Genomic DNA, 20,867 nt, shown 5'->3' with positions numbered 1-20,867 from the left:
CATGGTCAGGACAGGCCGCGCACCACGGGCAGCTCGAGCTCGCGGATCTTCTTGCGCAGCGTGTTGCGATTGAGCCCGAGCATGGCCGCCGCCTTGATCTGGTTGCCCCTTGTAGCACCAAGGGCGAGTCGCAACAGAGGCCGTTCGACCTCGGCCAGCACGCGTTCATACAGGTCGCGCACCGGCATGCCGTCCTTGTGGGCGGACATGAAGGTCTGCAGGTGGCGTTCGACCGCCTGTTCCAGCGTCGCCGGCTGCGATTGCCCGTCCGGGCCGGTGGGCTGAACGGCCTCGGCCAGCTCGGCCGCGACGGCGTCGCCACCGATGACCTCCTGCGGGTACAGCGCGGCCAGGCGGCGCATCAAATTCTCGAGCTCGCGCGCATTGCCCGGCCAGGCATGCGCCTTGAGCCCGTCGAGCGCCTCCGGCGACAACTGCTTGCCCGGCAGGCCCGACGCCCGCGCCCGGTCGAGGAAGTGGCGCGCCAGCAGCGGGATGTCCTCGATGCGTTCGCGCAGCGGCGGCAGGCGGATCGGCACGACATTGAGGCGGTAGAACAGGTCCTCGCGGAACATGCCCTGGCGGATCAGCTGCCGCAGGTCGCGATGCGTCGCGGCGACGATGCGGACATTGGCCTTGATCGGCTGGCGTCCGCCCACCGTCGTGAATTCGCCTTCCTGCAGGACGCGCAGCAACCGCGTCTGCGCCTCGGGCGGCATGTCGCCGATCTCGTCGAGGAACAGCGTGCCGCCGGCGGCCTGTTCGAAGCGGCCGATGCCGCGGTTCAGCGCGCCGGTGAAGGCGCCGCGCTCATGGCCGAACAGTTCGGCCTCGATCAATTCGCGCGGGATCGCCGCCATGTTGATCGCGACAAAGGGGCCGGACCGCCGCTTGCCGTAGTCGTGCAGCGCGCGGGCGACCAATTCCTTGCCGGTGCCGCTTTCGCCCGTGATCATCACCGTCAGGTCGGTGGTCGTGAGGCGAGCGACGGTGCGGTAGATCTCCTGCATCGCCGCGGACCGGCCGACCAGCGGCAGTTTCTCGCCCTGGTCGTGGTCGTCATGGGCGGCAGGTTCGGCCGGGGCGGCGAGCGCCCGCTCGACCACCGAGAGCAATTCCTTCAGGTCGAAGGGCTTGGGCAGGTATTCGAAGGCACCGCGCTGGGTCGCCTTCATCGCCGTGGCAAAGGTCGATTGCGCCGACATCACCACCACGCGCAGTTCCGGGCGGATGCGCTTGATGCGCGGCACCAGGTCCAGCCCGTTCTCGTCGGGCATCACCACGTCGGTGATGACAAGGTCGCCTTCCCCATCCTCCACCCAACGCCAGAGCGTGGCAGCGGAGGAGGTTGCACGCACCTGATAGCCCGAGCGCGCGAGCGCCTGGCTGAGCACGGTGCGGATCGCGCGATCGTCATCGGCAATCAGGATGGTTCGCGGTTCGGTCATTGAGCAGTCCCGAGGCTTCCCGGCGGGGGCGCAGGCATGGAAAGACGGAACACCGTGCGGCCGGGTCGGCTATCGCATTCGATCAGCCCGCCCTGGTCCGCCACGAGTTTCGCCGCGAGCGCGAGGCCAAGCCCTTGTCCCCCCCGCTTCGTGGAAACGAAGGGTTCAAAAAGCGTGCCGCGCACTTCGTCTGCGATTCCGGGGCCATTGTCGCGGACGCTCACCTGCAATGGCAGGTGAACGCGGTCGGTTGAGCCGGGCACGGCGATGCGCACGCCATGCTGGTAAGCGGTGGACAGGGCGATTTCGCCGTGCACCGGATCCACCGCTTCTGCCGCGTTCTTGACCAGATTGAGCAGAATCTGAACAAGCAGATCGCGATTGCCCCAGACCGGCGGCAGCGAGGGGTCATAATCCTCGGTGACGCGCAGATGAGAGGCAAAGCCGGTCAGCGCGATGCGCCGGACGTGGTCCAGCACCCGATGGATGTTCACCGGGGCCAGTTCGGTCGGGCGGTCGGAGAACATGTCGAAGCGATCGACCAGCCCGCGGATACGGTCGGCCTCGTCCTGGATCAGCTGGCAGAGCTCACGGTCGGCCTCCCCGGCATTCTGCTCCAGCAACTGGGCGGCGCCGCGGATGCCCGACAGCGGGTTCTTCACCTCATGCGCCAGCATCGCCGCCATGGCCGAGGCACCGCGCGCAGCACCCCGGAAGTTCAACTGGCGATCGAGCATCTGCGCCGTCGATCCGTCCTCGAGCGTGAGCAGAACGGCGCCGGGCATCTCCGGCAGCGGAGCGGCGTGCACGGTGACACCGCGGCGCGCCAGGCGCGGGCTTTCCAGCAGCAGGTCGTGGTCGGAGACCTGCGCATCGGATTGCCGCACCTGGGTGATCAACGCGAAGATCCGCCCATCCTCCGGCAACAGGTCCGACAGGCGCATCTGCGCCAGCGAGGCGGCGGAGACCTGGAAGAACTGCTCGGCAGAGGCATTGGCGCTGACGAAGCGATTTTCGGCGTCGAGCACCACCACCGGGACCGGCATCGCACCCAGGATCGCCGAGGCCTCGGGTGCGGCGCGCCCCTTCCAGCCGATCGGGCGCACCGCGCGGCGCAGCAGGCTGGACTTCATGCTGCGATCCGCTCCTCGCCCGCTTCGCGGAAGTCGTCGCGCACGGCCTCCACGCCACGTTCGATGAGCGGGTCGTAGAAGGCGTGCACCAGATCGGTGACGGCCTCGGGCGTCTCGCAGCGATTCACCTGCACGCGGAACTCGGCCGAACCCGGCAGGCCCTTGGAATACCAGGCGACATGCTTGCGTGCGAGCCGCACGCCCGGGCTGCTGCCGTGATGGTCCAGCATGTCGGCGTAATGCTGCAGCAGGATGCGCTTCTGCTCCACCAGCGCCGGCTCCGCCGCGTCCTCCCCGCGCAGCCGCGCAGCGACCACGGCGGGGAACCACGGCCGGCCATAGCAGCCGCGGCCGATCATCACGCCATCGGCGCCGGACCGGCGCAGCGCCTCGACCGCCTGCTCGACGGTAACGATGTCGCCATTGGCGATGACCGGGATGGAGACGGCATCCTTCACGCTGCGGATGAAGTCCCAATCGGCCGTGCCCGTGTAGAACATCTGCCGGGTGCGGCCATGAACGGTGACCATCCGGATGCCCGCTTCCTGCGCGATGCGCGCGAGCGTCGGCGCGTTCAGGCTGTTGTGGTCCCAGCCCATGCGCATCTTCAGCGTCACCGGCACGGATACGGCCTTCACCGTGGCCTCCAGGATGCGCGCGGCGGCGATCTCGTCGCGCATCAGCGCGGAGCCGGCCGATTGCCCGACCGCGACCTTCTTCACCGGGCAGCCGAAATTGATGTCGACCACCGCGGCGCCGCGATCGACCACCAGCCGTGCCGCCTCGGCCATCGCCTCGGGATCGCATCCCGCCAACTGGACGGAAGCCGGGCCGCCGAAGCCATCCACCTCGGCCATCTTCAGTGTCTGGCGATTGGTCCGGATCATGGCCTGGGAAGCGATCATCTCGCTGACCACCATCGGCGCGCCCAGCGCACGGGCCAGGCGACGAAACGGCAGGTCCGTCACCCCGGACATGGGGGCGAGGATGACCGGCGTGTCGATGGTGGCGCCCCCGAGACGGATCGGCGTCAGGCTGCTCGCGCAATGGTTGCTCATGATTTGTGCAACGTAGGGGTTGCGCGCCTCTTCGGCAACAGTGCCTGCGTAGCCTGCCGCGCAACCGCGCACACGCATCCGTCGTTTGCAGGAGCGCGAGTGAATAATCATGTTGCGGCGCATAACAAAGCCGGAAGTTCCACATGCCATCCCTCGATCGCTGGGCGCCCTACGCCCTTGGCCTGCTGCGCATCGTCGCGGCCGTCATCTTCTTCGAACACGGCACCCAGAAGTTGCTGGGTTTTCCCGACCGAGCGGGTGGTGCCGGCGGGCCGGCGTTGCTTTCCATGTACGGGGTGGCCGGCCTCCTGGAGATCATCGGCGGTGCGCTGCTCGCCATCGGGTTGTTCGTGCGACCCACCGCCCTCGTGCTGTCCGGTTTCATGGCCAGCGCCTACTGGATCTCCCACGCGCCGCGCAGCATCTTCCCGGTGCTGAACGGCGGCGATGCCGCCATCCTGTACTGCTTCCTGTTCCTGTATCTCGTCTTTGCCGGTGGCGGCGCCTTCGCCTTGGACAACCGACGGACATAGTCTATGCCCCGCCCCCTTCGCGGGGCGGGAGGCGCCGATGACCATGGATGCCCTGCTGATGGCCGCCGGCGCCGGCACGCGGTTCGGCGCGGCGGTGCCGAAGCAGTTCCTGACCCTGCTCGGGCGCCCCGTGCTGCGCCATGCGGCCGAGGCCCTGCTGCGCGATGGCCTGGTACGCCGCATCCTGCCCGTCGTCGCCGCCGGCGAGGAAGCGCGGGTTGCTGGCATGCTCGAAGGCCTGCCCAGCCTGCCGCCGGTCCAGGGCGGCACGACCCGTGCCGCCAGCGTGCAGGCGGGCCTGGCGGCACTGTCGGCCGACCCGCCACGCTTCGTGCTGGTGCATGACGCGGCGCGCCCCGTCATCCCCGCCGGCACCATTGCCGCCCTTCGTGCCGCCCTGGATGGCGCGCCCGGCGCCATCCCCGCCCAGCCTGTCACCGATACGCTCAAGCGTGGCGCAGGCGGCCGGATTGCCGCCACCGTGCCGCGCGACGGGCTGTTCCGCGCGCAAACGCCGCAGGCCTTCGACTTCGATACGCTGCGCGCCGCGCACCAGGCAGGCGATGGCAGCGCTACCGACGATGCCGCCCTGCTGGAAGCCGCCCGCCTGCCGGTCGCCCTGGTCGCTGGCGGGGAGGCCAACATCAAGATCACCTGGCCGGAGGACCTCGCCCGCGTGGAAGCCCATCTCGCCGCCCGCCTCATCCCGCGCATGGGAACCGGATTCGACGTGCACCGGCTGGTGCCGGGGCGGCCGCTCGTGCTGTGCGGCCTCCAGCTCCCCTCACCGGTCGGCCTGTCGGGGCATTCGGATGCCGATGTCGGCATCCATGCGCTGTGCGACGCGATCTATGGCGCGCTGGCCGAGGGCGACATCGGCCGCTGGTTCCCACCGTCCGAGGCGCAATGGAAGGATGCCGACAGCGCACGCTTCCTGCGCCACGCCGCCGGGCGGATCGCCGCGCGCGGCGGGGTCCTCGCCAATGCCGATGTCACGCTGATCTGCGAGCGGCCGAAGATCGCGCCCCATGCCGAGGCGATGCGCGTCCGGCTGGCCGAGCTGCTGGGCGCTCCGGTCGGCGACATTTCCGTCAAGGCGACCACGACCGAGCGGCTGGGTTTCGCCGGCCGCGGCGAGGGCATCGCGGCCCAGGCCGCGGCCGTGGTGCTGCTGCCACCCCGATCGTAAGATTGTATTAATTTTTTGATGATTGCTCTGTTCCGAGACGCAAGGAAGCTTTATCCTGGCGAGGCGCCGTTTCGGCGTCTATGGGCGGCGGATATGGAGCGGCTGATCTCACCCCTGCCCCAATGGGGCTTGGTCCCTCCGACCCTCGCGGCGCCGGGCGGCATTGCCGCGCGCCTGCCGCCGATCGGCGAAGCGCATGACGCCGCGCTGGAGGGGCTGTTCGCCCGCGCCTCACTTGCCGATCCGGAGGGTCCCGACCATCCGAAGCGGGTCGGGCAGATCGCCGCCATACTTGCCGATGCCGTTGGATTGCCGCCCGACCTGCAGGAACTCCTCGCGCGAGCCGCGGCGCTGCACGACATCGGCAAGATGTCCTTGCCGGAGGGCGTGCTGGGCCACCGGCACGTGCTGGACCCCGAGGCGCGGCGGCAGATGGAACGGCACACCGTGCTCGGCGCCGGTATCCTGGCGCATGTGCGGGCGCCATGGATGCAACTGGCCGCCGTCATCGCCCTCATGCACCACGAACGCTGGGATGGCAGCGGATACCCGGTCGGCCTGGCCGGCGAGGATATCCCGCTCGCCGCCCGGCTGGTCGCGGTGGCCGATGTCTACGACGCGCTGCGCTCGGACCGCCCCTACAAGGATGCCCAGGACCACGGGCAGGCCATGGCGCGTCTGCTGGAAGGCGATGGACGGATCGGCCCGGCGCAATTCGATCCGGCCGTGCTCGACGCGCTGCGCCGCCGGGAAGCCGAGATCGCAGCCGTGGAACGTTAGCGGTAGAACCCGTTCGCCCCGGCTCACGGCACCATCTCCACCCCCATTGTTTTCGGGGACATCATGGCCCGGTCCCGCGATGCCACCCGGTCGGGATCGGCTCCGGGCCCGCGATTGACCGGCTCGATTGGCGCGTGGCTGGCAGGCCCGACGACCTGCGGCCCTGGCGGCGCGATCATGCGCCGACCGCAGCCTCGAGGCTGGCATCCCGGGTGGCGGCCCCCCGTGCGGCGACGGCGGCGATCATCGCCGGGATGCGCGAGGGCGGCTCGGGGCGGCCGAACAGATAGCCCTGGGCCGCATCGCATCCTTCGGCACGCAGCCTTTCCAATTGCTCAGCGGTCTCCACGCCTTCCGCCGTGACGGCGATGCCGAGGCTGCGCCCCAGCCCGGCCACGGCGCGCACGATCGCCGCCGCATCGCCGCCGGCCGGCAGATCCTGAACGAAGGATCGGTCGATCTTCAGCCGGTCGAACGGAAACAGCCGCAGCTGGGTCAGCGAGGAATGGCCCGTGCCGAAATCATCCATCGCGAATCGCACGCCGGCGTCGCGCAGTTCCAGCAACTGGCGCAGCGCGGCATCGGCGGTGGCGAGCAGAACGCTTTCGGTAACCTCCAATTCGAGCCGCGCGGCCGGCAGGCCGGCGGCCGACAGTGCCGCGGCGACGTCCTCCGGCAGGCTGCCATGCTCAAGTTGCGCGGGCGCGATGTTCACCGCCACCGTCAGCGGGTCCGGCCAGGCAGCGGCAAGGCGGCAGGCTTCATGCAGCACCCAGGTGCCGATCCGGCGCATCAGCCCGAGCCGTTCGGCGACCGGCAAGAACACCGCCGGCGCCAGCAGCCCGCGCTCCGGATGACGCCAACGGATCAGCGCCTCGAAGCCGGTCAGTCGTTCGTCCGGCAGGGCGACCTGGGGCTGGAAATGCAGTTCGAAGGCGTTGTCCGCCACCGCCTGGCGCAAGGCCGCCTCGAGGGCACGCTGCTCCTGCCAGCGGCGATCCATCTCGGGGCTGAAGCGGCGGAAGCCGCCGGCGCCCTCGGTGGCGGTCTCGTTTCGGGCCATGGCGGCGCGGCGCAGCAATTCGGCCGCGCTGTCGCCATCCGCCGGTGCGACGGCGATACCGACCCGCGGGGTCACGACGACGATTTCACCGGCGATCAGGTACGGCTTGCCGAGCAATTCGACCAATCGCCCGCCCAGCGCCGCGGCCCGCTCGGGGTCGTCCACCTCGCTTTGCAGAACCGCGAATTCCTCACCGGCGAGGCGGGCGACCAAATCGGCATCGCGCACCGCGGCCTGCAGGCGGCGCGCGGCGGCGCGCAGCAGGTCTTCCCCGATGGCGTGGCCGAGCACCTGGTTGACGGCGCGGATGCCTTCGATGTCGCACAGCAGCACCGCGCCACCCGATCGCCTGCGTGGTGGCCGGTCGAGCGCGGCGGCCAGCCGCGCGACGAACATCGCGCGGTCGGCGAGGCCGGTCAGCGGATCGAGGCCGGCGACGCCGTTGGCGAGCAGCGTCTCCGCCGCCATCGCCATCATCCAGGACCCGCTCGACGCGCGGCGGATGGAGAAGCGCAGCCCCGGCGCGCCGGGCAAGCGCAGATCCTCGACCTCGGCACCACCGGGCAGGGTGGCGCCCAGGCAGGCCGCCAGCAGCGCGGCGACGGCGTCGCGGTCCAGCCGCGGGCTGGCTTCGAGCAGTTCATGCAGGCCGCGCGCCTGGCGCCCGGTGCGCGACAGACCGAGGAGCGCGATCGCCCGACCGGTGACCAGGCCGACATGCAAATCGGGATCGAAGCTCAGCAGGCCTTCCGTCGCGCCGACGCTCGCCCCGTGCGGGGCCGTGCCCTGCGCCCGGCCGACCTCCGCATCCGCCATCCCGTCCATGCTGACCCGCCTGTCTTCACCGGGGGGAGCAGCACCGCACCGTGCGGCGCGGATGCGGCCCCATGGTCCCCTCAAGTAGCGGGGACTGGTAAAGAATGTGTGGAGACAGCCCTGGTCCCGCGGCGGCGCGCCGCGGGATCCGCATCATGGCGCCGCCGCGACGCGCCTGCCAGCGAAGGTCACGCCTGGCGTCGCATCGCCGCGCCCGCGTGGGCGGCCAATGCGAGGCGGATGCGGTCGACCCGCGGCCCGTCGATGACGCGTGGCGCGCAGGCTGCCTCGGTCGGCGCAGCGGCGAAGTCCGGATGCAGCGTGACCACCAGGCCGGCATTGCCAAACTGGTTGCGGTTGCCGCAGTCGAGCCAGGATTCCGCCGGCGCGCCGTCGGCGACGATGACGTCATGGCGGTCGAGTTCGACGTGAAGATACTCGACACGCCCCGCGGCCGGCGTTTCCTGCCGGATCGCCACACCATCGAGCAAGGCTGCGGCCGGCACCAGCACGCCGTCGATATACAGAGCGTGGTCGGGCGAGACGACGAGGTCACGCCAGGGCACGCCGGCACCGAGCGCCCCGGCACACACCCGCACGGGGCGCACCGCGTCCGGCCGCGGGTGGCGGCGCGTGTCGATCCGGCGGCGGCCGATCCAGCGTATCGGCCGCAGCCAGGTCCCGCCGAGGCCAAGGGTCACGACCAAATCGCCGGCGCGCAGCGCCTCGACCGGCACTTCGCCGCGATCGGTCAGGATGCGCGTGCCGGCGGCATAGCAGGGCGTCTGCAGCGTCTCCCCGGTGTCGCCATAGGTGACCCACTCGATGTCGCCGGCGATGAAGTCCTGGCCGTCGTCGCCATCGGAAGGGTCCGTGTCGATGACGTTCCAGCCGCCCGCGCTGTCGACCCATTCCCAGCGATGGCCTGCCGAGCCACCGGCCAGTTCCACCGTGTCGCTGCCATCGCCGCCAAAGGCGCTGTCATTGCCCGGGATGCCGTTGAGGATGTCGTCGCCATTGCCGCCATACAGCGTGTCGTCGCCGGCCCCGCCGGTTAGCGCGTCGTTGCCCTCACCGCCGAAAAGCAGGTCGTCGCCATCATTGCCGACGAGGAAATCATCCCCGCCCTGGCCATCCATCGTGTCGTTGCCGTCGCCGCCGACGACCTGGTTGATCGTCTCGGCGCTCTCGTTCAGCCAATAGTCCTGGATATCGGTGCCGACGTAGGAATCGGCGCCCGTGGTCGGCTCATTCGGGTCGCGAGGCGTGCCGTCGGGGGCGTACCAGGTTCCAGACATCGCGGATTCCTTGAGTCGGGCGGGGATGAGCCTCCTGAATCAACTATCGCGCGATTAACTGCACCGCAATATTCGCCATAAAGTTTCACGCGCCATTCACGATGGCGCGTGCAGCAGCACCCTGATCCCGCCCCTCCAGCCAGGGGCGACGCGCGCGGGTCAGCCAACCCGTTCCAGAACGGACACGTAGTTCGCGACTGCCGCGCCGCCCATGTTGAACACGCCACCGAGATCGGCCTTGGGCAGTTGCAGCGCCCCGGCGGTGCCGGTCAGTTGCATTGCCGCAAGCACATGCATCGACACCCCGGTTGCACCGATCGGGTGGCCCTTGGCCTTCAACCCGCCGGACCGATTCACCGGCAGGCGGCCGGTCGCCGCCGTCCAGCCTTCCAGCGCGGCGCGGCCGCCCTGCCCTTCCGGCGCCAGGCCCATCGCCTCGTATTCGATCAATTCGGCGATGGTGAAGCAGTCATGCGTCTCGACGAAGGACAGATCAGCTACGCCCACCCCGGCCTGGGCATAGGCGCGCGCCCAGGCCTCCCGCGCGCCCTCGAAGCGGGTGATGTCGCGCGCGGCGATCGGCAGGAAGTCGTTGACCTGCACCGCGGCGCGGAAGCGCACGGCCTTGGCCATGGCGCGGGCCGTCTCCGCATCGGCCAAGACCAACGCCGCCGCGCCATCGCTGACCAGCGAGCAATCGGTGCGCTTGAGCGGCCGCGCGACATAGGGATTCTTGTCGCTCTCGGCACGGCAGAAGGCGTAGCCGAGATCCTTGCGCATCTGCGCCCAGGGATTGTCCACGCCATTCTTGTGGTTCTTCGCAGCGATGGCGGCGAGCGCATCGGACTGGTCGCCATGGCGCTGGAAATACGCCTCGGCGATGCGCCCGAAGACGCCGGCGAAGCCGCCTTCGATGTCCTGCTCCGTCTTGCGATAGGAGGCCGTCAGCAGGATGTCGCCAACCTTGGGGCCGGGGGTGGAGGTCATCTTTTCCGCCCCCACCACCAGGGCGATACGCCCGCGCCCGGCGGCAATGAAGTCCCGCGCGCCATGGATCGCGGCAGACCCGGTCGCGCAGGCATTCTCGAAGCGCGTGATCGGCTTGAAGCGCAGTTCCGGCACCGATTGCAGGACCAGCGAGGACGGGAAGCCCTGCGGCGTGAAGCCTTCGCCGAAGACGCCGACGAAGCCGGCATCGACATCCTCCGGGCCGATGCCGGCATCCTCGATGGCGGCGCGGGCGACGCGGGCGATCAGCGTCTCGAGGTCCGGCGCGTCCTCGAGCTTGCCGAAGGGGCTGTGCGCCCAGCCGATGATGCAGGCTTCGGTCATCGCTGTTCCTCCTGGTCAGTGCGGGCAGTCTACCGCGCTTTTCGGGTCAGACGGAATCGGCGCCGCCAAGTGGCGGTACAAGCGGCAGGGCAGCAGCGAGCGGAGAGGCCGCGAGCCGGTCGCGCAGCGAGCCGACGTCGGGTTCGGGCTCGATGACGGCCGGGATTGCCCAGCCCAGCCGTTCGGCCCGCCAGGCGAGCATGGCGCGCAGCGCCGCCTGGGGTGCCCTGCGCGGCAGGCAGTCCGGCGCCTCGGGGTCTGGCCGGGCCGTTTCGACAGCCAACCCCGCGGCCAGCACCGCATCATGCGCAGCGAGCGTGATCTGGACGAGGTCGACCGGCCCGGTGGCTGGCTCCTCCAGCACGCCATGACCATCGACGAGCGCACCGGCGCTGATCAGCGATCCGTCGATCAGCAATGCATGGTGGGGCGGCAGCAGCAGGTCCTCCTGCGGCGCGCCATCGTCCAGTGCCTCTGCCTTCAGCCGCACCATTGGCCCCGACCAGCGGACCCGCCGCACCGCCATCAGAGCCTGGAATGGCGCCGAGGTGCCGGAGATGGCGAGGACCAGCGCGCCGGGCCGCAGTGTCTCGACGGGAACATGGCCGGTGGGCGTCAGCACGGGCGTCCCGATCGGCAGGCCGCAGTCAGGCGATATGTCGGTCACGCGCGTTCCTTGTTCGATCGGCCGGGTGCGGCAAGGGTCGGGCGGGTCCGGCCGGGGGTCAACCACCATGCACCGGCCGCCGCCGGTCGGCGCATTCCCAGCCGCGCTACCCGAACACGCCGGCCAGGACGTAGGTCAGCGCCGCGATCAGCGCCGAAGCCGGTATCGTCAGCACCCAGGCGACGATGATGCCGCTCGCCACGCCCCACCGCACCGCGGAGGTCCGCCGGATCGCACCCACGCCCACGATCGCGCCGGTGATGGTGTGCGTGGTCGAGACCGGCACGCCGAGCCCGGTCGCGGCGAACAGGGTGATCGCGCCGCCGGTCTCCGCGCAGAAGCCCTGCATCGGCGTCAGGCGGGTGATCTTCGAGCCCATGGTGTGGACGATGCGCCAGCCGCCGAACAGCGTGCCGAGCGCCATCGCCGCCTGGCAGGACAGCACCACCCACAGCGGCACGTGGAAACTTTCCCCCAGCATGCCCTGGGAGAACAGCAGCACGGCGATGATCCCCATCGTCTTCTGCGCGTCGTTGCCGCCATGGCCGAGTGAATAGAGCGAGGCGGAGACGAATTGCAGCGAGCGGAAGGTGGTATCCACCTTGAACGGCGTGGTGCGGGAGAAGACCCAGGACACCATCACCATCAGCACCATCGCGAGCACCATGCCGAGTGCCGGCGACAGCACGATGGCGAACAGCGTCATGCCAAGGCCGGTCCAGACGATGGCACCGACCCCCGCCTTGGCGATGCCCGCACCCAGGATGCCGCCGACCAGCGCATGGGAGGAGGAGGACGGGATGCCCTTCCACCAAGTGATGACATTCCAGGCGATGGCGCCGGACAGCGCGCCGAAGATCACTTGCGGATCGACGATGCGTGCCGAGACGATGCCCGTGCCGATGGTCTGCGCCACATGCAGGCCGAAGAACAGGAAGGCGATGAAGTTGAAGAAGGCCGCCCAGGCCACCGCGTAGTGCGGCCGCAGCACGCGGGTGGACACGATGGTGGCGATGGAATTGGCCGCGTCGTGCAGCCCATTCAGGAAATCGAAGGCCAGCGCGACGGCGATCAGCCCGATCAGCAGCGGCAGGGCGAGGCTCGCATCCATCGGCGGATCAGACGTGCTCGACCACGATGCTCTCGATCTCGTTCGCCGCATCGTCGAAGCGGTCCACGATCTTCTCGAGCTGGTCATAGACCTCCCGCATGGCGATGAAGCGCAGCGCGTCGCCGTCGCGGGCATCGCGGAACAGCGTGGTCATCCCGGAATCGTGGATGTCGTCGACCTCGCCCTCGACCTGGCGGATCTGCTCGCATAGCTCATTGATGCGTGCGGCATTGGTGCTGATGCGCGACATCAGGGGCACCGCTTCGCGCAGCAGGGCCGCGCAACGCAGGATAGCGTCGCCCATGCGACGCAGGTCCTCCGCGAATTCGGTCATGCCGAACAGCACGATCGACTTCGACGCCTTCTTCATCTGGTCGAGCGTGTCGTCCATGCGCCCGATCAGCGCCTGGATGTCGCCGCGGTCGAAGGGGGTGACGAAGGTGTGGCGAACGGCCTGGACCACCTCCCGCGTGATGGCGTCGGCGTCGTCCTCGGCGCGCAGCACGGCGGGGTAGTGCTTCGCCACGGCATCCCCGCCATCCAGCATCGCCCGCAGTTCACCGGCGCCGAGCAGGATCGTGTCGGCGTGGCGGGCGAACATCTCGAAGAAGTTCTCCTCCCGCGGCATCATCCGACGGAACAGATGGAACATGGGCGCGGGTCCTTGTGGGCGGCGGCAGCCGGATCTGCCTCAGCGTTTAGTCTCGTCCGGCCTGCGGCGGCTAGATCTGCATCAAGCCGCTCGCCAAGGGGTCATCGCACCAGCGCGGCCAGCACGCCGGCCTGGAAGGCGCGGCGTTCGGCGCCGAAATCGATGCCATGGGCCGCAGTGAAGGGCGGCTGCGGCCAGCAGGACAGCGTGACGATCACCGTTTGCGTCGCGCGGTCGATGAAGATGCTCTGCCCGGCGAATCCGACCGCGACCATCGCGCCCGCCGGATCGATCCACCAACTGTAGCCATAGCCATCGGCACCATAGCTGTTGCCGGCCGGATCGAGGGCGAAATGCCGCCTCCCCGCCTCGGCCACCCAGCCTTCGGGCAGGATTCGGCGGCCGCCGGCGACGCCGTCCTCCAAGATGAACTGGCCGAAGCGACCGAGATCGCGGAGCGCGACGCCGGCCCGGCTGCCGCCGATCTCCTGCCCGCCATCGGATTCCAGCGTGTAGAAGGCGTCGAACTCCATCCCCGCCGGCCCCCAGATGGCGCGCGACATGGTCGTGGCCAGGTCCTCGCGCATCGCCGCGCTGACCAGGCAGCCGAGGACGTAGGTATCGCCGGTGCAATAGGCGAAGCGACTGCCCGGTGATGCCTCGGCCGGCAAGGAGCGCATCAGCGCCAGGACCCCACCCGGCACCTTGTCGCCGAGCGACTTGCTGTAGCGGTTCACCTCGGAGGCGCGGTCCGTGTAGTCCTCCGACCAGCGCACGCCCGAGGACATGGTCAGCAGGTGCCGGATGGTGACGGCATCATAGGCCGAGCCGCGCAGCGCCGGGAGATGCGCAGAGACCGTTTCATCCATGCTGCCGATCCGCCCTTCCGCCAGCGCCACGCCGACCAGCGTGGCGGTCAGCGACTTCACCGTCGACATGGTGGTCCAGCGGGTCGTTTCCGTCAGGCCGAGCGCGTAGCGTTCGAGACGGATGGCGCCGTCCCGCAGCACCAGAAGCCCGGCGACCTGGGTGCGGTTGAGATAGTCGGCGAGGCCGTGATCGCGCCCGCCGATGCGGTAGATCGGGACGATCTCAGGGCCGCGCGGCAGGGTGCGGGGCCGGTCGCCGCGAAGGATCGCTCGGGTCGCGAAGATGGCATCGACATTGGCATAGGCGACAGGCTGCTGGGTGGGTGGCAGCAGCAGGAAATCCTCCCCGGCCGGGAGGTGCCGGGCGGGCTCGGCGAGATGGCTTGTCACGGCTGCATGTCCTGGCTCGGCACAGGGCGGTGCATGGAATGGGCGCCATGCGAACAGTCGGGCCGTCTCACGAATGCGGGTTGGCGCGCCCTGAGGGATTCGAACCCCCGACATTCGACTTAGAAGGTCGATGCTCTATCCAACTGAGCTAAGGGCGCCCGCCGCTGTCCTACCACGGGCCGACCTGGTCAGTGCGACCAGTTCTCGCTGCGCCCGAAGCGGAAATTGTCGGCATAGACCTTCGGCTTCATCGCCGCCGGCTCCGCCGGCGCCTCGACCTCATAGGCGATGCCCTGTGCCTCGGCGTAGGCCAGCGCCTGGTCACGGCTGTCGAATTGCAGATGGATCTGCCGGTTCATGTCGCCCGAACCGACCCAGCCGGTCAGCGGGTCGAGCACCTTGGCCTCGGCCGGCGCGTATTCCAGCACCCAGGCGTGAGACTTGCCGCGGCCGGACTGCATCGCCGATTTCGGCGGCTGGAAGATGCGGGCCAGGCCCTTGTGCTGCGACATGCTTGCGGTCCTCGGAAGTCGAATCGGGGCGACTGGATTCGAACCAGCGACCCCTTGGTCCCAAACCAAGTGCGCTACCAGACTGCGCTACGCCCCGTCGCGGCGCACCCTATGGAAGCGGCGGCCCGGGGGCAAGCGGGCTTACGGCGCCGTCCCGAACAACGGGTGCAGCACCCGGTCCCCGGGTCTGATGTTCATCCGCTCCGTCACCCCGGCGGCCAGTTCCAGCGTGGCCCGCACCGGACCGTTGGAGGACACGGTCGCCAGCGACTGCGGCACCGTGCGCTCGGCAATGCGATGAATGCGGCCATCCGCGGCGATGAACACCATGTCGAGCGGCGCGATGGTGTTGCGCATCCACATGCTGCTTTCGCGCGGGCTGCCCCAGTCGAACAGCATGCCCTCATCGGGCTTCACCTCGGGGCGGAACATCAGGCCGATCATCTGCTGGTCGGGCCGGATGGCCATTTCGACGGTGAAGGGCAGCCGGCGCCCGTCACGGGTCACGATGACCATCGGTTCGGTCGGCAGGCGTGGCTGCGGCTGATCGACGCCAGGCTGGGCGCGGGCGGCGGCAGGGGCGGCGAGGATGGCGGCGAGCAGGGCGCGGCGGAACATCATGGGATCTCTCATGGCATGGCGGGCAGCGGGGCGGGAAGGTCCACCATGGCCTGGGCGGCGGCGCGGCGCACCACGGCGCGGACGACGCCACGTCGCGGTGGGTCGGCCAGGGTGGTGAACCAGGCCTCGGGCGGGTTGCGCCCAGCGGCACGGGAGAAGGACAGGCCGCGCAGCACCGCCTCGGCAGCCGGCGGCAGGCGCTCGGGCATGGGATGGCCGTTCAGCGTGCCCCACACCCCGGCCCAACAGCGCGCCACCGACCAGGGATTGTAGCCGCCGCCGCCCAGCACGATCAGTCGCGGGGCGAGGCCCGCAAGCGCCGCCACGACCGCCCGATGCGCATTGTTGGACAGGCACAGTTTCGCCAGCGGATCCTCCTCCAGCGCATCGGCGCCGCATTGCAACATGATTGCCTGCGGGCGCAGATGGCGGATAATCGGCAGGATCGCTTCATGCAGCACCCACAGCATCTCGCTGTCGTTGAAGCCGGGTGGCACGGGGATATTACGGGCATGGCCGCCGGCCCGGTCATCGACGCCGCCGGTGAAGGGCCAGCGCCCCTCCTCATGCACGCTCAGGGTGAAGATTCGCGGATCGTCATGGAAGGCATCCTGCACCCCATCGCCATGATGGGCGTCGATGTCGAGGTACAGGACGCTCGTCAGCCCCTGGTCGAGCCAGGCCAGCAGCCCCAGTACGGCATCATTGACGAAGCAGAAGCCCGAAGCCCGGTCGGGGCGGCCATGATGCGTGCCGCCGCCAGGCACATGCACCACCCCGCCCTGCCGGGTCAGGTCGGCGGCGAGGATCGTGCCGCCGGCGCTGGTGGCGGGCCGGCGGAACATCTCGCGATAGATCGGGTTGCCATCGGCGCCGAGGCGGTAGCGATCGCGGTCCTGCGGGCTGACGCTCTGAGTCGCCTCGGCGCGCTGCAGCGCCGCCAGGTATGCCGGGGCATGGAAGCGCGCCAGCGCGGCGGCACTCGCCATCGGGCTGTCGCGGTAACGGGTCTCGTCCAGCCAGCCCAGCGCCCGGATCAGGTCGAGCGTCACCGAGACGCGCGGAATCGCCAGCGGGTGCTTGGGCCCGTAGCTGGAGCGACGGTAGATCTCGGAGCCGATGAGGATCGGATGCATGCGCGCCACGCAGGGATGGGACCGCCGAGACGCTTGCGCAAGGGAGCCCACCGAATCGTCCGGATGGACCGGCAGCCCCACCCCGGATACCGTCCGCACGATGCCGTGATTCGCCGCTCGGCACTTCCGGAGGGACGTCTTGCGCCTCAGTGACCTTCTCGTCGCCCTCGAACTGCTGTCCCGCCACGACGTCAACGATGCGCTGGACCAGCAGTCGCGCAGCGGCCGCCCGCTCGGCGACGTGCTGGTCGAGATGGGGCTGCTCGACGCCAGCACGATCGCCGACCTGCAGGACGGCCTGCCGGCGCCGCCCGAAAGCATCGCGCAGCTCGGCATCGAGCCGCGCATCGTGCTCGACATGCTGGTCAAGTATCTCAGCAACACCGGCCAGGGCTCGACGGCCTCGATCGCCGAGACACTGGCCATCTCCCGTCGCCTCGCGACCGTGCTGATCGAGACGGCGCGCGCCCAGGGGGTGGTTGAGCTGAAGCCCGGCATCGTGGCCGGGGAGCTGCGCGTGGACCTGACCCCGCGCGGGCGCTCCATGGCAGTCGAGGCCTTCGCCAACAGCGCCTATATCGGACCGTTGCCCGTCTCGCTCGATGAATACTCGCGCCGCGTCCTGCGCCAGACCATCGGCGGGGAGGTCGTGACCGCCCAGGCCGTGGCCAGCGCCATGCAGCCCCTGGTGGTCGAGGAACTCCTGCTCGCCAAGGTCGGCATCGCCGCGAATGCCGGCCGTTCCATCCTGCTGTATGGCGCGCCGGGCAACGGCAAGACCTCGATCGCCGAGCGCATGGTCAAGGCCTTCGGCGCCATGGTGCTGGTGCCGCATTGCTTCGAGGTGAGCGGGCAGATCGTGAAGGTATTCGATCCGTCGGTGCATCGCCGGCTCGGCGCCGGGGGCGGACGGGGCACGTCGACCAGCCTGTTCGCCGATGAATTCGACCCGCGCTGGGTCGCCTGCCGGCGGCCCTTCGTGTCGGCCGGCGGCGAGCTCAGCCTCGACATGCTCGACCTGAAATTCGAGGAGACCGCGCGCTTCTATGAAGCGCCGCTGCACGTCAAGGCGATGAACGGCGTACTGCTGATCGACGATTTCGGCCGTCAGCTGGCGCGGCCCGAGGCCCTGCTGAACCGCTGGGTGGTGCCGATGGACCGGCGCATCGACTTCCTCAAGTTGCACACCGGGCAATCCTTCCAGATCCCCTTTGACCAGTTGCTGGTGTTTTCGACCAACCTGTCGCCCCGCGACCTGATGGATCCGGCCTTCCTGCGCCGCCTGCCCTACAAGATCCACGTGCACGGACCGAACACGGCCGATTTCGCGCTGCTGCTGCGCACCAAGGCGGAAGAACACGGCATCGACTACCCGGAGGCGGCGATCGTCTACACCATCGAGGCGATCAAGAAGCACGGCACGCCGCTCGCCTTCTACCAGGCGAGCGAGATCCCGCAGCAGATCGCCGACCTGTGCAACTTCCTCGACCGGCCGATGCAGGCGAATGAGAGCACGATCCGCTTCGCCCTGGGCAACCTGCTGGTGGATTGAACCTCCGGGGTGGTCGATGCCGGCCAGCCCCGGACTGGGCATGTTCAGCGCAGGATGATCTCGACGCGCCGGTTCTGCGGCTCCCTCGTATTGTCGGGCGTCGCCACCAGCAGGTTGGTTTCACCGAAGCCCCGGGCGACGATCTCGTTATGCGGCACGCCGATGCGCACGAGTTCGGCCGCAACCGCGTTGGCGCGGCGGACCGACAAGGCTTGATTGTACTGCGCCGAACCGGAAGTGTCCGTATAGCCATTCACTTCGATGCGGGTCACGGCCTGGCTGGTGCGCGCGCGCGCCGCCTCGGCGATGATCTGCCGTGCACGATCGGTCAGCTCGGCGCGGTTCCAGTCGAAGAATACCAGGAAGCTGCGCGCCGGGACCGGCGCCACGGCGGCGGCGGCTGGAACAATGGCATCCGAGCGGCCGAAATTGTAGCGGAGCGCGAACAGAATGTTGTTGTTGTGGGATGCGGCATCCACCGGCGCGGTGCGCGAAGTGCCCCCCGGCCCCGTCACCCTCGCATTCAGTATCGGCGATTCCTGGGCGATGTAGCGGTACTCGACGGCTGCATAGAGGCCGGGCACCCCGGCCCAGTCGAGCGGGAAGGACAGGCCGACGATGCCCTGATAGACCATGCCTTCGCCGTGATCGCTGAGATTGAGCCCGCTGCCGGAAACGGACCCGCCGACGTTGCTCCATTGCGACCAGCCATAGCCGGCCCCGCCGCCGACATAGGGCAGGACGTAACGATGCGGGATTCCAATCGTACTCAGATTGATGTCCCACAGCAGATTGGCCATCACAGCCTGGCTATCGAACGTCCCGCCTCCGGCCCGCCGTGAAAAGGCCAGGCCATTACCGGCGTCAGCCTCGCTGCGCCTGAATACGCCTTCGAGTTCTACGCGCAGTCCGTAGCGAAACCCCCAGCCGGCACTGATGGCCCCGATGAAACCCGGGTCCCAGGACATGCGAAAATGATCGCTGGGGGTGGCAAGGCCGGAGTTGGGCATAGGTGCGACGGGTGCATTGCCCTCGTACAGCATGGAAGCGCCGAGGCCGAAGCCGACATAGGGGCCCCTTGTGAGTTGCGCTGACGCGGGCGGGCTTTTGGCAAGGCACCAGGCCATCGCGGCGGCCACCAATGGAGAGAAGGTTCTCATCCCAGGTTCCTCCGGCCCTTCTTATTCGACGGCAGGAAACCGACCCGCATAAAATTGCACGGACCTAAAATACATTCCGCAAACTTTCACATGAATTATTATAAAATAAGAACGCATAAACGCTCTTTACAATATTTATTACTATTCATAAAAAGGAATGATCGATTCTCTGTTCCAAAGAGCCCTTCGGCGAATGGCGGCGGATACGACCATCAGGATGTTCCTCCTTGCCGAGGATTATCCTGGCCGTGCGGAATCCGGCCCGGACGCTGCCATCGGGCGTCCCGTCAGAAATCGCTGCGGTTGTCGCTGCCTCGCCCTCGGCAAGCCCCGGGGTCAGGGCCGGGCCATCCGAATACGCCCGATGGACGATCGGGGGTGCGCCCATGATCCCGGGCTCACGGGTCGACGCGCCCATGCGCCCTGGACCCGGCGCCATGAGGATGGACGAACACCATCGGAGGTGCCCGGCAGGTTCCTGCGCTGGGTCTGCGATCACCAGGCCCGGAAAAGGCGCGGGACGGAACCTGCCCGCCCGCTGCGACGCCGAACGGACGCCGCAGCGCCGCGCCCTGATTCGCCCTTCCTGAGCCTTCCCATGGCGACACGACCGCCAGGCCTTGCCTCAGACCTGCGGCATGCCCTCCGGAACCACGGTCGTGATCAGGCTCGCATCCAGCGCCTCATACTCATGGTAGCGGATGGTGTCGTAGAGCTGCGCGCGGGTCTGCATGCGGTCCACCATCTTCTGCGTCCCGCCATCGCGGGTGATAGCGGCATACAGATCCTCCATCGCGCGCGCGGCGACGCGCAAATGGCTGACAGGCCAGATCACCATGGCATAGCCCATCGCCTGGAATTCGGCGGCGGTGAAGAAGGGCGTGCGGCCGAACTCGGTCATGTTCGCGAGCAACTTCACGCCGGGCATGCGCTTCGCGAACTCGACGAACATCTCCTTCGTTGTCAGCGCCTCGGGGAAGATCGCATCCGCGCCGGCCTCCAGATACAGCTTCGCGCGCGCCACCGCGCCATCCATGCCCTCGCTCGCCGCGGCATCGGTGCGGGCGATGATAACCAGATGCTTGCGGGCGCGCCGGGCGGCGGCGACCTTGGCCGCCATGTCCTCGGCCGCGGCCAGCTTCTTGTCGTTCAGATGCCCGCACTTCTTCGGCAGCAACTGGTCCTCGAGATGCACGGCGCCCGCGCCGGCTTCCTCGAAGGTGCGGACCATGTGCATGACGTTCAGCGCCTCGCCATAGCCGGTGTCGCCATCGACCAGCACCGGCAGGGCCGAGGCGCGCACCACCTGGCGGATATGCCAGGCGACGTCGTCGACCGTGATCATGCCCAGGTCGGGCAGGCCCATGGTCGCGGACATCGCCGCGCCGGACATGTACAGCGCCTCGAAGCCCTGCTTCTTCGCCAGCAGGGCCGCGATGCCCAGATGCGCGCCCGGCATCTGCAGGATCCCGGGCCGGTCGAGCAGGCGGCGGAAGCGCAGGCCCGCGGGTTCGTCGGGGACATCGTCGGCGATCACATAGGGCATC

General features: G+C 68.9%; 20 protein-coding genes and 2 tRNA genes. 4 read left to right on the top strand and 18 right to left on the bottom strand.

Annotated elements, in window-relative coordinates; all coding sequences use genetic code 11:
* Positions 1-5 precede the first annotated feature (5 nt).
* From ntrC to dusB, 3 genes are read right to left on the bottom strand one after another with little or no spacing between them, the layout of a single operon-like run.
* Positions 6-1,448, bottom strand: coding sequence for a nitrogen regulation protein NR(I) (gene ntrC, locus AAFN86_RS06605; protein WP_347542475.1), 1,443 nt, complete (start codon positions 1,446-1,448; stop codon positions 6-8).
* Positions 1,445-2,581, bottom strand: a complete 1,137-nt coding sequence (locus tag AAFN86_RS06600) for an ATP-binding protein (protein WP_347542474.1) — start codon at positions 2,579-2,581, stop codon at positions 1,445-1,447. Before AAFN86_RS06600 ends, ntrC begins: the two co-directional genes overlap by 4 nt.
* Positions 2,578-3,639 carry a tRNA dihydrouridine synthase DusB gene (gene dusB / locus AAFN86_RS06595; RefSeq protein ID WP_347542473.1) on the bottom strand — a complete coding sequence of 354 codons (1,062 nt, stop codon included), beginning with the start codon at positions 3,637-3,639 and terminating at the stop codon, positions 2,578-2,580. The genes AAFN86_RS06600 and dusB overlap by 4 nt, the downstream gene beginning before the upstream one ends.
* 143 nt (positions 3,640-3,782) lie before the next feature.
* Here dusB and AAFN86_RS06590 point away from each other — a divergent pair, with 143 nt between their 5' ends.
* The 3 genes from AAFN86_RS06590 to AAFN86_RS06580 all read left to right on the top strand — a co-directional run bounded on the left by AAFN86_RS06590 (position 3,783) and on the right by AAFN86_RS06580 (position 6,141).
* The gene (locus AAFN86_RS06590; RefSeq protein WP_347542472.1) at positions 3,783-4,172 is read left to right on the top strand and encodes a DoxX family protein; all 390 of its coding nucleotides are present in this window, start codon (positions 3,783-3,785) and stop codon (positions 4,170-4,172) included.
* Positions 4,173-4,209: 37 nt separating this feature from the next.
* The gene (gene ispD, locus AAFN86_RS06585; protein ID WP_347542471.1) at positions 4,210-5,361 is read left to right on the top strand and encodes a 2-C-methyl-D-erythritol 4-phosphate cytidylyltransferase; all 1,152 of its coding nucleotides are present in this window, start codon (positions 4,210-4,212) and stop codon (positions 5,359-5,361) included.
* Between the two features lie 129 nt (positions 5,362-5,490).
* The gene (locus AAFN86_RS06580; RefSeq protein WP_347542469.1) at positions 5,491-6,141 is read left to right on the top strand and encodes an HD domain-containing phosphohydrolase; all 651 of its coding nucleotides are present in this window, start codon (positions 5,491-5,493) and stop codon (positions 6,139-6,141) included.
* 175 nt (positions 6,142-6,316) lie between these two features.
* Here AAFN86_RS06580 and AAFN86_RS06575 read toward each other — a convergent pair whose 3' ends face one another.
* From AAFN86_RS06575 to AAFN86_RS06520, 12 genes are all read right to left on the bottom strand, one after another.
* On the bottom strand, positions 6,317-8,029 hold the full coding sequence (locus AAFN86_RS06575) for a bifunctional diguanylate cyclase/phosphodiesterase (protein WP_347542468.1): 1,713 nt from the start codon (positions 8,027-8,029) through the stop codon (positions 6,317-6,319).
* A 179-nt stretch (positions 8,030-8,208) separates the two neighbouring features.
* Entirely contained in the window at positions 8,209-9,318 is a 1,110-nt protein-coding gene (locus tag AAFN86_RS06570) for a Hint domain-containing protein (protein ID WP_347542467.1), read from the bottom strand.
* Between the two features lie 159 nt (positions 9,319-9,477).
* Complete coding sequence (locus tag AAFN86_RS06565) at positions 9,478-10,650, bottom strand: acetyl-CoA acetyltransferase (RefSeq protein ID WP_347542465.1); 1,173 nt, start codon at positions 10,648-10,650, stop codon at positions 9,478-9,480.
* Positions 10,651-10,696: 46 nt separating this feature from the next.
* Positions 10,697-11,317 carry a Hint domain-containing protein gene (locus AAFN86_RS06560; protein WP_347542464.1) on the bottom strand — a complete coding sequence of 207 codons (621 nt, stop codon included), beginning with the start codon at positions 11,315-11,317 and terminating at the stop codon, positions 10,697-10,699.
* A 106-nt stretch (positions 11,318-11,423) separates the two neighbouring features.
* On the bottom strand, positions 11,424-12,428 hold the full coding sequence (locus AAFN86_RS06555) for an inorganic phosphate transporter (RefSeq protein WP_347542463.1): 1,005 nt from the start codon (positions 12,426-12,428) through the stop codon (positions 11,424-11,426).
* A gap of 7 nt (positions 12,429-12,435) precedes the next feature.
* Positions 12,436-13,080: a DUF47 family protein gene (locus AAFN86_RS06550; protein WP_347542462.1), complete on the bottom strand. Its 645-nt coding sequence runs from the start codon at positions 13,078-13,080 to the stop codon at positions 12,436-12,438.
* 101 nt (positions 13,081-13,181) lie between these two features.
* Positions 13,182-14,339, bottom strand: coding sequence for a serine hydrolase (locus AAFN86_RS06545; protein ID WP_347542461.1), 1,158 nt, complete (start codon positions 14,337-14,339; stop codon positions 13,182-13,184).
* A gap of 81 nt (positions 14,340-14,420) precedes the next feature.
* Positions 14,421-14,497: transfer RNA gene (locus AAFN86_RS06540), tRNA-Arg, on the bottom strand.
* A 30-nt stretch (positions 14,498-14,527) separates the two neighbouring features.
* A complete protein-coding gene (locus AAFN86_RS06535; RefSeq protein ID WP_347542460.1) occupies positions 14,528-14,851 on the bottom strand; it encodes an ETC complex I subunit in 324 nt (107 codons plus the stop codon).
* Positions 14,852-14,874: 23 nt separating this feature from the next.
* Positions 14,875-14,948: transfer RNA gene (locus tag AAFN86_RS06530), tRNA-Pro, on the bottom strand.
* Positions 14,949-14,992: 44 nt separating this feature from the next.
* Positions 14,993-15,472 (bottom strand): DUF192 domain-containing protein, encoded by a 480-nt coding sequence (locus AAFN86_RS06525; RefSeq protein WP_347542459.1) that lies wholly within the window; start codon positions 15,470-15,472, stop codon positions 14,993-14,995.
* An 8-nt stretch (positions 15,473-15,480) separates the two neighbouring features.
* Entirely contained in the window at positions 15,481-16,608 is a 1,128-nt protein-coding gene (locus AAFN86_RS06520; protein ID WP_347542458.1) for an acetoin utilization protein AcuC, read from the bottom strand.
* Positions 16,609-16,747: 139 nt separating this feature from the next.
* Here AAFN86_RS06520 and AAFN86_RS06515 point away from each other — a divergent pair, with 139 nt between their 5' ends.
* Positions 16,748-18,160: a hypothetical protein gene (locus AAFN86_RS06515; RefSeq protein ID WP_347542457.1), complete on the top strand. Its 1,413-nt coding sequence runs from the start codon at positions 16,748-16,750 to the stop codon at positions 18,158-18,160.
* 44 nt (positions 18,161-18,204) lie between these two features.
* On the opposite strand, the gene AAFN86_RS06510 is transcribed toward AAFN86_RS06515, so the two are convergent.
* The 3 genes from AAFN86_RS06510 to prpB form a co-directional block, all read right to left on the bottom strand.
* Complete coding sequence (locus tag AAFN86_RS06510; RefSeq protein WP_347542456.1) at positions 18,205-19,320, bottom strand: OmpA family protein; 1,116 nt, start codon at positions 19,318-19,320, stop codon at positions 18,205-18,207.
* A gap of 145 nt (positions 19,321-19,465) precedes the next feature.
* Positions 19,466-19,738 (bottom strand): hypothetical protein, encoded by a 273-nt coding sequence (locus AAFN86_RS06505; protein ID WP_347542455.1) that lies wholly within the window; start codon positions 19,736-19,738, stop codon positions 19,466-19,468.
* Positions 19,739-19,945: 207 nt separating this feature from the next.
* Complete coding sequence (prpB, locus tag AAFN86_RS06500) at positions 19,946-20,866, bottom strand: methylisocitrate lyase (protein ID WP_347542454.1); 921 nt, start codon at positions 20,864-20,866, stop codon at positions 19,946-19,948.
* Between the last annotated feature and the right edge of the window lies 1 nt (position 20,867).

The sequence above is a fragment of the Roseomonas sp. CAU 1739 genome (assembly GCF_039839775.1).
In the GTDB taxonomy this organism is placed as follows: Bacteria; Pseudomonadota; Alphaproteobacteria; order Acetobacterales; family Acetobacteraceae; genus Neoroseomonas.
Note: the sequence above shows the minus strand (reverse complement) of the source record. Positions and strands in the feature narration are given on the sequence as shown.

What these genes read in the sequence shown, in the direction of transcription:
- ntrC (WP_347542475.1), bottom strand. Translation starts at nt 1,448, where the DNA reads ATGACCGAACCGCGAACCATCCTGATTGCCGATGACGATCGCGCGATC.
- AAFN86_RS06600 (WP_347542474.1), bottom strand. Translation starts at nt 2,581, where the DNA reads ATGAAGTCCAGCCTGCTGCGCCGCGCGGTGCGCCCGATCGGCTGGAAG.
- dusB (WP_347542473.1), bottom strand. Translation starts at nt 3,639, where the DNA reads ATGAGCAACCATTGCGCGAGCAGCCTGACGCCGATCCGTCTCGGGGGC.
- AAFN86_RS06590 (WP_347542472.1), top strand. Translation starts at nt 3,783, where the DNA reads ATGCCATCCCTCGATCGCTGGGCGCCCTACGCCCTTGGCCTGCTGCGC.
- ispD (WP_347542471.1), top strand. Translation starts at nt 4,210, where the DNA reads ATGACCATGGATGCCCTGCTGATGGCCGCCGGCGCCGGCACGCGGTTC.
- AAFN86_RS06575 (WP_347542468.1), bottom strand. Translation starts at nt 8,029, where the DNA reads ATGGACGGGATGGCGGATGCGGAGGTCGGCCGGGCGCAGGGCACGGCC.
- AAFN86_RS06570 (WP_347542467.1), bottom strand. Translation starts at nt 9,318, where the DNA reads ATGTCTGGAACCTGGTACGCCCCCGACGGCACGCCTCGCGACCCGAAT.
- AAFN86_RS06565 (WP_347542465.1), bottom strand. Translation starts at nt 10,650, where the DNA reads ATGACCGAAGCCTGCATCATCGGCTGGGCGCACAGCCCCTTCGGCAAG.
- AAFN86_RS06555 (WP_347542463.1), bottom strand. Translation starts at nt 12,428, where the DNA reads ATGGATGCGAGCCTCGCCCTGCCGCTGCTGATCGGGCTGATCGCCGTC.
- AAFN86_RS06550 (WP_347542462.1), bottom strand. Translation starts at nt 13,080, where the DNA reads ATGTTCCATCTGTTCCGTCGGATGATGCCGCGGGAGGAGAACTTCTTC.
- AAFN86_RS06535 (WP_347542460.1), bottom strand. Translation starts at nt 14,851, where the DNA reads ATGTCGCAGCACAAGGGCCTGGCCCGCATCTTCCAGCCGCCGAAATCG.
- AAFN86_RS06525 (WP_347542459.1), bottom strand. Translation starts at nt 15,472, where the DNA reads ATGATGTTCCGCCGCGCCCTGCTCGCCGCCATCCTCGCCGCCCCTGCC.
- AAFN86_RS06520 (WP_347542458.1), bottom strand. Translation starts at nt 16,608, where the DNA reads ATGCATCCGATCCTCATCGGCTCCGAGATCTACCGTCGCTCCAGCTAC.
- AAFN86_RS06510 (WP_347542456.1), bottom strand. Translation starts at nt 19,320, where the DNA reads ATGAGAACCTTCTCTCCATTGGTGGCCGCCGCGATGGCCTGGTGCCTT.
- AAFN86_RS06505 (WP_347542455.1), bottom strand. Translation starts at nt 19,738, where the DNA reads ATGGGCGCGTCGACCCGTGAGCCCGGGATCATGGGCGCACCCCCGATC.
- prpB (WP_347542454.1), bottom strand. Translation starts at nt 20,866, where the DNA reads ATGCCCTATGTGATCGCCGACGATGTCCCCGACGAACCCGCGGGCCTG.